The sequence below is a fragment of the Pseudomonas palleroniana genome, assembly GCF_022836895.1.
Classification (GTDB): domain Bacteria; phylum Pseudomonadota; class Gammaproteobacteria; order Pseudomonadales; family Pseudomonadaceae; genus Aquipseudomonas; species Aquipseudomonas palleroniana.
The window spans coordinates 2,922,432-2,935,742 of sequence record NZ_CP092411.1 but is presented as its reverse complement, the minus strand read 5'-3'; the positions used below and the strand labels follow the sequence as shown (position 1 = coordinate 2,935,742).

The window sequence follows — 13,311 nt, the reverse complement described above, 5'->3', positions numbered from 1 at the left end:
GACAAATACCTCCAATTATTCCGTGCGTGTGGCTGGGGTGGTTGCGGCCACGTTATTGGCGTTGAACCCGCCACCCAGGGCCTGCATCAATTGAATCGACAAATCGATCTGTGCCGCATTCAGGGTCGCCAGCTGACGCTGGGCCTGCAGCAATTGCTGCTCGATGCTGAGCACGTCCAGGTAGCTACCGATCCCGGAGCTGTAGCGCTGCATACCGGTATCAAAGGACTGCCTGGCAATGTCCGCAGCGTGTTGCTGGGCCTGGATCTGCCGTCCGGTGTCGCGTAGCTGGGACAGGGTGGTGCCGATATCGCCCAAGGCTTGCACCAGGGTTTTGTTGTACTGGGCAACGGCCAGGTCGTAATCGGCGTCGCGGGCATCCAGGTCGGCACGCAGGCGCCCGCCATCGAAGATCGGCAACGAGATCGTCGGCGCAATGCTGAAGAATCGGCTGGCCGAGCCGAACATCGCATCTCCCAGCAACGACTCGGCCCCGGCGCTCGCGCTCAGGTTGAGGTTGGGGTAAAAGCGGGTTTTGCTCGCGTCGATATTTTTGCTCGCAGCCTCCACACGCCAGCGCGCGGCGATCAGGTCCGGGCGACGGCCCAGCAGTTCGGCCGGCAGCACGGACGGCACGGCCACGGCGCTGGCTTTCAATACGTTCGGGCGGGCCAGTTCGTTGCCACGATCGGGTCCTTTGCCGAGCAATACCGCCAGAGCGATCTTGGCGCTCTGCAGTTGTTTTTCCGCATCGATCAGTTGCGATTCGGAGCTGGCTTCCAGGCTTTCGGTCTGTTGGAACTGGTACTCACTGTCGATGCCCGAACTCAGGCGGCGCTTGCTCAGGTCGAGCATCTGGCGCGTGCGCTTGAGGTCGTCATTGGCCAGGTCACGCACGATATGCGCCTGGCCCAGGTCGCTGTAAGCCTTGGCCACGTTGGCGGCCAGGGTCAGGCGCGCGGCCTGCTGGTCGACTTCGGCGGCACGGGCCTGGCCCAACGCGGCTTCCCAGGCGGCGCGCTGGCCACCCCAGAGATCGAAGTTGTAGTTGAAGCCGGCACTGATGTTACGCACCGTGGCGTAGGCATCGCCCTGCCCTCGCGGGTCCTGGTCCTTGGCCAACCGCGAGCGGCTGATACCGGCGCTGGCATCCAGGGTCGGCATGCGTGCGGCGTCGGCGGCAAAGGCAGCCGCTTGGGCCTGGTGCGCACGGGCGCTGGCCACTTGCATGTCCGGGCTGTTTTGCAGGGCCTCGCGAATCAGGCCGTCGAGTTGCGGGTCGCCCAGGCTTTTCCACCAATCGGCGGTCGGCCAGGCGGCCGTCGACAGGGTCACGCCACTGAGGGATTTTCCGGTTTGCAGGGTGTTGGCGTCGAGGCGTTTGCCTTGAGTGTCGAGGCCGCTGTAGTTGGCGCAACCGGCCAAGGTCATCGCCACCAGCAGCAGGCTGAGTGCGCGTGTGTTCATTGATCACCTACCCGCTGGATGACGATGGCGTCACCCGCAGCTATCAGGATTTTCTTGAGGATGCGTTCCAGGGTTTGCAACTCGCCAGGCTCCAGGGCCCCGGCCAGTTCGTTCATCGACTGGGCGCCGATGTACGGCAACATGTCCGCCAGGCGCTGACCGTCCTCGGTAAGCACCAGTTGCACCTGGCGCCGGTCGTGCTCGGAACGCTTGCGCGCGAGCAGGCCCTTCTGTTCCAGACGGTCGAGCATCCGGGTCATGGAGCCGCTGTCCAGGGACAGGTTGCGGCACAGCTCGGCCGGGGTGTCGACGTCGAATTGGGCAATGATGATCAACACCTTGAACTGCGCGGCGGTCACACCGTGGGGTTCCATATGGGTGTCGATGATGCGGTCTTTGAGCAGTGCGGCTCGGCCCAGCAGGAGGCCGAGGTGGCAGTTACGGAAACTGTCAGGGGTGAAGTGGGCCATCGGAAGTCACCTTATTACTGCCTAGGCAGTGAATGTATGACAAGATGTTACTGCTTAGGCAGCGAATGTCAAATGGAATTATTAGCTTGCTTGCTAATGTGGGAGGGGGCTTGCTCCCGATAGCGGTATTTCAGCCAGCTTGTCTGTGACTGATACACCGCTATCGGGAGCAAGCCCTCCCACAATCAAGCCTCCCCGCACTATTTTTTGTGCGAGTAAGACCTAGAAATCCCGCTTGTAGAAAATATCCAGCGAACTGGCCACGCCACTGGCCACTTCCAGATACACCTTCTTGCTGAGCAGATAGCGCAGCGCAATGGTATTGGCCGGCTCGAACACCCCAACCCCATAACGCAGGCTGAGTTTCTCGGTGATCTTGCCGCTGGCCACTACCGCCGTGGTGTTGCCGCTGCCCTGGGTGTCGAGTTCGAAGTCCTGGATACCCAGGTTCTTGGCGATGTCCGAAGTCACCCCGGCACTGCCCATCAACCCCAGGCCCAATGCGGCTTGGGCGAGCATGTTGTTGTCTTCGCCGGTGGTGCTCAGCGGACGTCCCAGCACCAGGTAGGACAGCGCCTGCTCCTGGCTCATGGCCGGCTCCGAGAAGATCTGCGTAGTCGGCTGTTCGGCGCTACCGCTCAGACGGATACCGGCAGTGACATCGCCGGTCTTGCGCACGGCTTCGATGTCCAGATACGGCTGGTCGAGCGGCCCGGCAAACAACAGCCGGGCACGCCGCACATCGAGTTTTTGCCCATAGGCGCGGTAGCGACCGTCGTTGAGCCACAGCTCGCCGCGGGTGTCCATGTTGTCGCCGATATGCACCTGGCCCTGCACCTTGGCGGTCAGGCCGAAGCCTGCGAAGTTGAGCTGGTCTTCGCCCACCACCACGTCGATATCCATGGCCATCGCCATCGGCGGCTTGCCCTCCTCGGTCTGGCTGCCGACGATGATCGTGTCATCCGAGACCTTGACGGTCGACGGCGGCAGTTCACGCACGGTGATATCGCCGCGCGGGATGTGCACCTTGCCAGCAATGGCCAGCTTGTCGCCCTTGAGGCTGATCTTCAGGTCGGGCGCCACTTCCAGCACGGCGTAAGGCTCCACCGTCACCGGCAGTTGCGAACCTTGCAGGCTGAGGTCGACCGCCAGGGCCTGGCCCCAACCGATCTGGCCCTTGAGGCTGCCCTGCCCGGCCTTGCCACTGCGCCAGCCACCATTGAGCTGCACATTCTCGCCGGCGATCAGCGCCTGTACATTCAGGCCCTCCAGGCTCACCGGCAATTGCGCCCCGGAAATCTCGCCGCCCACCAGGTTCACGCTGCCGTTGACCTGCGGCGCGAGCAGGCCACCGGAGATGCGGCCGCTGCCATTGAGCTTGCCGTTGAGTTTTTCCACCATCGGCACAAAGGGCCGCGCCACGGCGAGGTCCAGACCGGTCAGGCTGAAATTGCCGGTCATCGGCTTGTTCTTCGGCAACGGATTGATCTGCGCCTGCACCAGCAGCTCTCCGAGCTTGCCGCCGCGGAAGTTGAGTTGGGTGTCGATGCGGTCAGGTTTGAGGGTACTTTCCAGCTTCAGGGTCTCGTAGGGAAAGTCCAGCCACTGGGCCTTGTCCTTGACGCGCAAGGTGCCGCCACTGGCGTCCACTGCGACCACGCCCTTGGGGCCACTGGCGGGCAGGTCGAGCTGCACATCAGCGTTGAGCTTGCCCTGCCAGGCAAAGTCTTTGGGCAAGAAGGCCGCCAGGCTGTCGATGGGAAACTGCTTGAGGTGGTAGCGCAATTTGGGTTCGGGCATCAGACGCTGATCCTCACCACACAGGCTGGCCGCACCGGACACCCAGCAATGCGCAGCGAAGGTCAGCTTGCCGTCCGCCAGCCGCTCGATCTTCGCCGGGGCCTGCAGGTTCCAGTCCTGGCCACCGGCTTGTACCTCGCCACTGGCCAGGCGCCCGCGCCAGTTGCCTTTGTCGAGATTGCCGTCCAGGGCCAGAGCCAGCTTGACCAGCGGGCCGGCCAGGTCCAACTGGACTTTCTGGCTCTTGATGTCGCCCTGGGCGCTGGCAGTCAGGGTGCCGACCTGGGTTTCGCCGGCCTGAATGCCGCTGCCCTTGAGGTCGAGCCTGGCGCGCTGGGCGCTGTCGAGCGTGGCGTCGAGGCTCAGGCTCTGCAAGCGATTATCGGCGAATGCCAATTGCTGGCCTTTGAGATCAAGCTTGCCTTGCGGCGCCTTCAGGCTGCCGGCGACATTCACCCGGCCATTGATCTGCCCGCGCAGCTGTGGCCACAGCTGGGCCAGACGCGCCAGCTTGATATCGATCTGTCCGGCCAGGCGCTGCTGCAAGCTGCCACTGCCGTTGATGCGGTTGTCGCCGAGGCGGATATCCAGGTTGGCCAGGGTCCATTGCTCGCCCGCCCCTTCGGCCTTGGCGGCCAGTACGGCGGTTTGCCCACGCAGACGGCCCTTGAGGTCGAGGTCGGCGTTGAGCTTGAGCTGTTCATTCTTGAACTCACCCTTGCTGCGCAGTGGGCCGGCCAGGGTGCCCGGCAATTCGGCGACCCAATACGCCGGGTTCAACGCCGACAGGTCCAACGCGGTGTCCCAGGCGATGCCGTCGGCAAATTGCAGGTTCAGGTGGCCCTCGGCCTTGCCTTGGCCGGCGCTCAGTTTCAACTCCGGCAGGAAGACCTGCTTGAGGTCGCCACTGAACGGCGTGACCACATTGAATTTGCCGGCGGGGCCGTCGAGGTCGGCCTTGAGGTTGCCGAGGTAGTTGCCGTCTTTGTAGGAAACTTCACCATTAAAGGTACGCAATACCACCTGCGGCTCGTCGATCAGTGGGTAGAGGCGATGCCAGGGGAAATCCCGCCAGTCGATCCTGGCGTCGGCGCTGAAGCCTTGTTGCCAGTCCAGGTTGGCGTTGAGCTTGAGGCTTTGCTGGGCGCCGGCAGTCAGGTCGAGCCCGGCGATCTGCGCGCCCTTGGCGTCGACCTTGCCTTGCAGCAGCAAGTCCACCGGCCCTTTTTCCGCCGGCAACAGCGCTTTGCCCAGCAGTTGGTAACCGTTGTGCAAATCACCTTGGGCGGTGAGGTCCAGTTGATTGAGTTGCAGGGTGTCGGGCAGGTCGGCGCTGGCTTTGAAGCCATCAGCGGTGAGGTGCAGTTGCGCGGGAAGGTTCTCCACCAGGGGCTGCAGTTCGCCGCTGAGCTTGGCCGGCAGGTAGCCGCTGCTGTCGGCGTCGAGCTTGAGGGTCTTGAGCAAGTCGCCATCGACCTTGAGGGCCACCTTCCACGGCGCGCCGCCCGGGGCATAGGGCAAGCTCAGGTTGCCGGTGGCGGTCAGCGGCCAATCGCCCACAGGTTGCAACAGGCCATTGAGGTCCAGCACCAGCCCATCGCGCTGCAGGTGCACCGAGTCGATCTGCAGACCCGCCGCCGTCCAATGCGCGGCCAATTGCAGGCCCTTGAGCTCTTCGCTGCCATTGAACAACAGGCTGCCGACGCGAACTTCGCCCAACTGGATGGCAACCGGCAATTTCAACTCAGGCAATTGGATCGGCCCGCTGCTGTCTTCCGTACTGGGCGCAAAGTGCAGGTTGACCTGTTCCACGTCCAACTGATTGATGCACACCGTCATGCGCAACAGGCAGGCCGGTGACCAATCGAATTTCGGCGCATCAAGCTCGACGCGGCTGGTGCCCTGCTGCCAAAGGAGGTGATCGGCGCTCCATTGGCCACCTAAATGCCCCTGGAAGTTCTCGACGCTCAAACCCGGCACCTGGCCCAATGCCCAACGGCTGCCCGCCTGGCTGCCAAGCAGCGCCCATAACCCCACAAACACTAAAGCGAGGAGCGCCACCACGGCGAGCCCCGCTATTTTCAAACCACGCATCACAGCTCAGGCCCCATGGAAAAGTGCAATCGAATGCCGCCCGGATCTTCGAGGGCATGGGCCAGGTCGAGGCGGATCGGCCCCACCGGCGAGACCCAGCGGATACCCACGCCGACACCGGTTTTCAGGCTGGGCATGTCCAGGGTGTTGAACGAGTTGCCCTGGTCGATAAAGGTCGCGATCCGCCATTTCTCGGCGATGGAGTATTGATACTCGGCGCTCAGGGCCACCATGTAGCGGCCGCCGATACGGTCACCACGGTCGTTCTCCGGCGACAGGGTCTGGTACTCGTAGCCGCGTACGCTCTGGTCACCCCCGGCAAAGAAGCGCAGCGAGGGCGGCACGGATTTGTAGCCGTTGGTGGCACTGCCGCCGAACTGTGCACGGCCCAGGAAGCGATGGTTGTCCCACAGCGTGGTCAGGCCCTTGATGGTCGCCGTGCCGTAAAGCAGGTTGGTGTCGGAACCGAGCCCTTCCTTGGCGACCTTGGTGTCGAACATCAAGCGGTAGCCGTTGTGCGGGTCGATACGGTTGTCGCTGCGCAGGTAGGAATAACTGATCCCCGGCATCACCAGGTTACTCAAGCCGGAATCATTGCCCAGGCGATATTCTTCACGCTGGTACTTGAGCGAGATGATCCGGGTCCAGCCACTGGGCAACTTGCTGTGCCATTCGGGACCGACCGTGAGCAATTTACTCAAGGTGTCGGTGCCGGCGAGTTCTTCGTTCTGGTAGCCGCCGGCAAAGCGCAGCTTGTCGGTCAGCGGCGGGTCGAGCGGCACGTCGTACCACAGCCCGACGTTTTGGCGCGGCGCCGATAATTCGGCTTCCCAGCCGTAGCTATGGCCTTGGGGGTTGACCCAGTGGCGGGTCCAGTTGGCCTTGCCGCGCGGGCCGACGTCGGTCGAGTAACCCAGGCCCAGGCCCATGGTGCGCGGCTTGCGGGTTTCCAACTGCACCGCCACCGGGATCACATCGTCGGTGGCGGCAGCGGGCGCGGCGTCCACGCGCACGCCTTCGAAAAACCCGCTCGCTTGCAAATTCTGGTTGAGTTCGGCGATCAATTCGGAATCGTAGGGGGTGCCGCTTTTGAACGGCACCATGCGTTGCAGCAGGTCGGCATCGAACGGCGTGTCGCCGGTGAAGTTGACCTTGCCCATGGTGTAGCGCTTGCCACTGTCATAAATGAGTTCGATATCGGCCACGCCCGCCTTGGGGTCCACCGACAGCTTCTGGCTGGTAAAACGCCCGCTGAAAAAGCCGTAGCGTGACGCCTGGTTCTGGATCAGACGCTTGGCGTCTTCATAATGGCCGTGGTTGAGCACGGCGCCGGGCTTGAGGTCGTCACCGGCCGGCACGCGAAACGCCTTGAGGCTAGCCGCCTGGCCGTCGACCCGAATGGTCACGTTGCGCAAATGCACCGGTTCGCCGGGGTCGATGGTGAGGATCAGGCGCGGGTTCTTGCCGCCCTGTACATCACTGGCGATCTGTGGCTGATAGAAACCCAGAGCCTGCGCCGCTTTGCGCGCCTGCTCCTCGGCGCCACGGCTGAACCGCAGCAACGCTTCTTCATCACGATCGCCGACCCCGCCGATATAGCCTTCGATGTTGGCTTTCAACGCGTCGTTGGAGGGTTTGACACGCACGTCCAATTCGCTTTGCGCCAAAGCGCCGCAGCTTGTGAACAGCAGAACCAAGCCGCTGGTAAATCTTCCTGGAAACTTCATAGGCGCGGATGCTACACGAGCTAGGGAGACTGTTTGAACTCGGAATTGTCTGAATAATTCTGTCTTAACCCGTTGCAGCATGTAACGCCTGGGGATTGGGGTGAAAAAACACGTGCTCCAGGATCGGCCCTACGGCGACTTCACCGATTTCCTCATAGCCTTGGCGTTTGTAGAACTCCAGGTAGCGGGAGTTGCCGGTGTCGAGCACCACGCCCGACGAGTGTGGGTCTTCGGCACACCAGTTGTGCACCGCTTCCAGCAGTTGCTCGCCGTAGTGCTTGCCCTGGAATTGCGGGTGAATGCCCAACAGCGGCAGCACATGCACCGCGTCCCCCGGCAGGCACGCCAGCACCGCGTGATGGTATTCCAGGTAACGGCGCGTACCGCGCACGCCGGTGCTCAGCCACATGCGCAATTGCCAGGCCCAGCTCTCGGTGATCCCCAGGCGCCGTTGCGGTGGCGCGATCAAGGCAATGCCGATCAAGCGGTCATTCACCAATAGGCCGATGGCCGGCAAGTTCTGGAAGAAATGCTGCTTGACCAGCTCGCGCACCGTGGCCCGCACGCGCTGCTCGTAGCCCGGACGCTCGGCTTCGAAGATATAGGCGAAGGTCGGCTCATGACGATAGGCCTGGTACAGCAATGAGCGGGCTTCGCGGGAATATCCGCTGTCGAGCAGGTGAATCTGGGCAGTGGTGTCGGGCATACGTTCAATCTCCCTGGGCGCCATTGAAAGGTGGCGTTCTTATGGGTACGAACTTGTACGGCGCGAGTCGTTCCCAGACATTAGCAGTGCATCCACCCTACCGCCACGCTGGCCCCCGTCGGACTTGTCGGCTAGCATCGCCGTTTTGCCAGACTGGACTGCCGACCATGAAAATCGTCTCTTTCAATATCAACGGGCTGCGCGCCCGCCCTCATCAGTTGGCGGCGTTGATCGAGAAACACCAACCCGACGTGATCGGTCTGCAGGAAACCAAAGTCCACGATGACCAGTTCCCCTTGGCCGAAGTACAGGCTTTGGGCTATCACGTGTATTACCACGGGCAAAAAGGCCATTACGGCGTGGCGCTGCTTTCGCGTAAAGAGGCGCTAAGCGTGCACAAAGGCTTTGCCACGGATGAAGAGGACGCCCAGCGCCGTTTTATCTGGGGCACCTTCGCGGATGAAAACGGCCACCCGATCACCGTGATGAACGGCTACTTCCCCCAGGGCGAAAGCCGCGACCACCCGACCAAGTTCCCGGCCAAGCAGCGCTTCTATGCAGACCTGCAGCACCTGCTGGAAAGCCAGTTCAACAATGAGCAGGCTCTGGTGGTGATGGGCGACGTGAACATTTCCCCGGAAGACTGCGATATCGGCATCGGCGCCGACAACGCCAAGCGCTGGCTGAAAACCGGCAAGTGCAGTTTCCTGCCGGAAGAGCGCGAATGGATGGCGCGCCTGAAAAACTGGGGCCTGGTGGACAGCTTCCGGCACTTGAACCCGACGGTAGCCGACCGCTTCAGTTGGTTCGATTACCGCAGCCGCGGCTTTGAAGACGAGCCCAAGCGTGGCTTGCGCATTGATGTGATCCTGGCGTCCAACGGCTTGCTGGCACGGGTCAAGGATGCCGGTGTGGATTACGAGTTGCGCGGTTTGGAAAAGCCGTCGGACCATGCACCGATCTGGCTTGAGTTGAGCTGATTCCCGGCTGAACCTGGTTGTTTAAGTGTGGGAGGGGGCTTGCTCCCGATAGCGAAGGGTCAGTCGGCAGATGTATCAACTGATCCACCGCTTTCGGGAGCAAGCCCCCTCCCACATTTTGTCCCCCGGTGTGGCAGTCATATTGATGTCATCTGCCTGACTTATTCTCCCGGCACTCCCTTTGGCTTAAGAAGGTGCCGGCATGAGGCTGCGCGTTCTGTTCCTGCTGACCCTGTTCCCGCTCGTTACTGTGGCCGCTGCCCTCCCCGTTCCCGACCAAGGCCCTGCGTTACGCATCCAGGGCTCCAACACGATTGGCGCGGCACTGGGACCGGCGCTGGTCAAAGGGTTGATGGAGCATCAGGGGTTGCAGGGAATACACGGCGAACCCACCCCAGGCAGCAATGAACAGCGCTGGGTGGGCAAGACGCGCCAGGGCAAAACGGTAACCATCGAGGTCGCGGCCCACGGCTCCAGCACCGGGTTTACCGCACTGAACATGGCCAACGCCGACCTGGCGGCGTCTTCGCGCCCCATCAAGGACAGCGAGCTGGTAGACCTCGAGCCCCTGGGTGACCTGAAAAGCCCTGAAGCCGAACAAGTGATTGCCATCGATGGCCTGGCGATCATCCTCAACCCGCGCAACCCGCTCACCACCTTGAACACCGAGCAGTTGGCGCAGATTTTCAACGGTGAGGTCAGTACCTGGGAGGCACTGGGCGGGATCGGGGGCGGCATTCATTTGTATGCGCGGGATGATCAGTCCGGCACCTATGACACGTTCAAGGAGCTGGTATTGAGCCGGCGTGGCAAGCCCCTGGCCACCAGTGCCAAGCGTTTCGAGTCCAGCGAGGCCTTGTCCGATGCGGTGAGCCACGATCCCCAAGGCATTGGCTTTATCGGCCTGCCCTATGTGCGCCAGGCCAAGGCCGTGGCAATTGTCGACGGTGACTCCCAACCCATGCTGCCGCTGGCCAGCCTGATTGCGACCGAGGACTACCCGTTGTCACGCCGGTTGTTCTTTTACCTGCCGCCGTCCAACCACAACCCTTGGGCCAAAGCCCTGGTGGACTTTACCCAGAGCGGCAAAGGCCAGGCGATCGTGGCGGCCAGTGGTTTTATTGCCCAGCACGTGCAGGCGATCAGTGTGGAGCCACGCCCATCGATGCCCGAGGACTATCAAGCCATCGCCCGCGACGCCCAGCGCTTGAGCGTGAACTTCCGCTTCGAGGAAGGCAGCGCCAGCCTGGACAACAAGGCGCGGCAGGATTTGCAGCGGGTGGTGGCGTACTTGAAAGGCCACGGCAAGCTCGACAAGCAGGTCACGTTGGTGGGGTTTGGCGACGTGAAGAATGATCCGCAGCGGGCGTCGTTGCTGTCCAAGCTGCGGGCGATGGCGGTACGCCGGGAACTGGTCAAGAGCGGCGTGGTGCTGCGTGATATCCGTGGGTTTGGTGCGCAGATGCCGGTGGCGGCGAATACGGCGGATGAGGGGCGGATCAAGAATCGGCGGGTGGAGGTTTGGGTGTACTGAGATCTGTGGGGGTTGTGTTGTTGGTACTGGCCCCATCGGGAGCAAGCCCCCTCCCACACTTGATTGGATTCGCAAATTTCTATTTGTGAATCCAATCAAGTGTGGGAGGGGGCTTGCTCCCGATTGCAGGCGACGCGGTCCTACTGCCCGCTACGCATCAGTTCCCGCGGCACATACTTGCCGATCTCGAACTTGCCGATCGCCGCGCGGTGCACTTCGTCCGGGCCGTCGGCCAGGCGCAGGGTGCGTTGCATGGCGTACATGTAGGCCAACGGGAAGTCGTCGGACACACCCGCGCCGCCATGGATCTGGATCGCCCGATCGATGACCTTCAACGCTACGTTCGGCGCCACCACCTTGATCTGGGCAATTTCGCTTTTCGCCACTTTATTGCCGACAGTGTCCATCATGTACGCCGCTTTCAAGGTCAGCAGGCGCGCCATGTCGATTTCCATGCGCGAGTCGGCGATCTTGTCGATATTGCCGCCCAGACGAGCCAATGGCTTGCCGAATGCGGTACGGCTGACGGAGCGCTTGCACATCAGTTCCAGTGCGCGCTCGGCCATGCCGATCGAGCGCATGCAATGGTGGATACGGCCCGGGCCAAGGCGCCCCTGGGCAATCTCGAAGCCCCGGCCTTCGCCGAGCAGCACGTTTTCGTAGGGCACCCGCACATTCTCGAACAGCACTTCGGCGTGACCGTGGGGTGCATCGTCGTAGCCGAATACCGGCAGCGGGCGCAGGATTTTCACCCCGGGCGTATCCACCGGCACCAGAATCATCGAGTGCTGCTGGTGACGCGGCGCGTCCGGGTTGCTCAGGCCCATGAAGATCAGGATCTTGCAGCGCGGGTCGCATGCGCCGGAGGTCCACCATTTTTTACCGTTGATCACCCATTCGTCGCCCTGGCGCTCGGCGCGGGCAGCCATGTTGGTGGCGTCTGAGGACGCCACGTCCGGTTCGGTCATGGCGAAGGCAGAGCGGATTTCGCCGCGCAGCAACGGTTCGAGCCAGCGCTGCTTTTGTTCTTCATTGGCATAACGCACCAGCACTTCCATGTTGCCGGTGTCGGGAGCCGAACAATTGAAGGGCTCCGGGCCGAGCAAGGAGCGCCCCATGATTTCGGCCAGCGGCGCATATTCAAGGTTGGTCAGGCCGGCGCCCAGTTCGGATTCCGGCAGGAACAGGTTCCACAAGCCCTCGGCTTTAGCCTTGGCCTTCAACTCCTCCATGATGGCAGTGGGCTGCCAGCGATCGCCTTCGCTGACCTGGCGTTCAAACACCGGCTCGGCCGGGTAGACATACGCATCCATAAAGGCGGTGACGCGCTCACGCAGTTCCTGAACCTTGGGCGAATAGGCAAAATCCATGGGCAGCTCCCTTCTTTGAGAGGTTGTTTAGGGCATGGAATTGATGCTAGAACAGCGCTGATAATTTACCTAGCCTATTCTCGGCGTGTATTAACATTCATCACCGATATATGATCAACGCATGAGCACCTGACAAATCGCCATCTAACAATAAGAGCGCAACGCAATGAATCTGAGCAAGGTCGACCTCAACCTGTTTATCGTTTTTGATGCGATCTATACCGAAGCCAACCTGACCCGCGCCGGGCAGATTGTCGGCATCACCCAGCCGGCGGTATCCAACGCACTGGCGCGTCTGCGCGAAACCTTCAACGACCCGCTGTTCGTGCGTACCGCCCAGGGCATGGTGCCCACGCCCATGGCGCAGAACATCATCGGCCCGGTGCGCAATGCCTTGTCGTTGCTGCGGGTGTCGGTACAGGAAAGCCGGATTTTCAACCCCCAGCAGGCGGCCAAGACCTACCGCATCAGCATGACCGACCTCACCGAAGCGGTGATCCTGCCCCTGCTGTTCCAGCGTCTGCGCCGCCTGGCGCCCACGGTAGCGATCGAGAGTTTCCTGTCCAAACGCCGCGAGACCACCAAAGAGCTGGCGGCCGGGCGCCTGGACTTTGCCGTGGATGCGCCGCTGAACACCGACCCACAGGTGCGCCACGTCAAGTTGATGGAAGACCGCTACGTGTGTGCGATGCGCAAAGGCCATCCACTGGCGGGCAAAGACAAGTTCACCCTGGATGACTACCTGGCACTGACCCATATTCACATCTCCAGCCGCCGCAACGGCCTGGGCCATGTCGACCTGGCGCTGGGCAAGATGGGCATCCAGCGCAAGATCGCCCTGCGCTCGCAGCATTACCTGATGGCCTCGCAGGTGTTGCAGCAGACCGACATGGTGATGACCGTGCCCGAACGCTTCGCCCGCCGCCACGAACTGCACTGGTTCAACCTGCCGGTCAACGACGTGCCGCCCGTGGAAACCCACTTGTACTGGCATGAGAGCACCGACCAGGACCCGGCCAACCGCTGGATGCGTGAGCAAATGATCGAGTTGTGCCAACAAGTCATGGCGCAGGAAAAGAAGTTCGACAGCAAACCGGCTTGACCTTGACGTTTACGTAAAGCTGACACTAGCCTAGCGCCCAAGCCATCCCTTGAGCGCCACC

General features: G+C 62.0%; 9 protein-coding genes. 3 read left to right on the top strand and 6 right to left on the bottom strand.

From position 1 onward, the window contains the following. Positions 1-15: 15 nt before the first annotated feature. The 5 genes from MJP36_RS13415 to MJP36_RS13395 form a co-directional block, all read right to left on the bottom strand. Positions 16-1,467, bottom strand: coding sequence for an efflux transporter outer membrane subunit (locus MJP36_RS13415; protein ID WP_244385539.1), 1,452 nt, complete (start codon positions 1,465-1,467; stop codon positions 16-18). After that, positions 1,464-1,937 carry a MarR family winged helix-turn-helix transcriptional regulator gene (locus tag MJP36_RS13410; RefSeq protein ID WP_060756715.1) on the bottom strand — a complete coding sequence of 158 codons (474 nt, stop codon included), beginning with the start codon at positions 1,935-1,937 and terminating at the stop codon, positions 1,464-1,466. The genes MJP36_RS13415 and MJP36_RS13410 overlap by 4 nt, the downstream gene beginning before the upstream one ends. Before the next feature lie 222 nt (positions 1,938-2,159). Beyond that, positions 2,160-5,831, bottom strand: a complete 3,672-nt coding sequence (locus MJP36_RS13405; protein WP_244385538.1) for a translocation/assembly module TamB domain-containing protein — start codon at positions 5,829-5,831, stop codon at positions 2,160-2,162. Continuing rightward, positions 5,831-7,558 (bottom strand): autotransporter assembly complex protein TamA, encoded by a 1,728-nt coding sequence (locus tag MJP36_RS13400; RefSeq protein ID WP_161549178.1) that lies wholly within the window; start codon positions 7,556-7,558, stop codon positions 5,831-5,833. The genes MJP36_RS13405 and MJP36_RS13400 overlap by 1 nt, the downstream gene beginning before the upstream one ends. Positions 7,559-7,622: 64 nt before the next feature. After that, entirely contained in the window at positions 7,623-8,264 is a 642-nt protein-coding gene (locus MJP36_RS13395) for a GNAT family N-acetyltransferase (RefSeq protein ID WP_060756718.1), read from the bottom strand. 167 nt (positions 8,265-8,431) lie between these two features. Here MJP36_RS13395 and xthA point away from each other — a divergent pair, with 167 nt between their 5' ends. Then, complete coding sequence (gene xthA, locus MJP36_RS13390; protein WP_060756719.1) at positions 8,432-9,244, top strand: exodeoxyribonuclease III; 813 nt, start codon at positions 8,432-8,434, stop codon at positions 9,242-9,244. A 202-nt stretch (positions 9,245-9,446) separates the two neighbouring features. Continuing rightward, complete coding sequence (locus MJP36_RS13385; RefSeq protein WP_244385536.1) at positions 9,447-10,778, top strand: phosphate ABC transporter substrate-binding/OmpA family protein; 1,332 nt, start codon at positions 9,447-9,449, stop codon at positions 10,776-10,778. Positions 10,779-10,918: 140 nt separating this feature from the next. On the opposite strand, the gene MJP36_RS13380 is transcribed toward MJP36_RS13385, so the two are convergent. Beyond that, positions 10,919-12,148 (bottom strand): acyl-CoA dehydrogenase, encoded by a 1,230-nt coding sequence (locus MJP36_RS13380; RefSeq protein WP_244385535.1) that lies wholly within the window; start codon positions 12,146-12,148, stop codon positions 10,919-10,921. A gap of 166 nt (positions 12,149-12,314) precedes the next feature. On the opposite strand from MJP36_RS13380, the gene MJP36_RS13375 reads away from it, so the two are divergent. Further along, positions 12,315-13,250, top strand: a complete 936-nt coding sequence (locus MJP36_RS13375) for a LysR family transcriptional regulator (protein ID WP_090370153.1) — start codon at positions 12,315-12,317, stop codon at positions 13,248-13,250. The last annotated feature ends 61 nt before the right edge of the window (positions 13,251-13,311 follow it).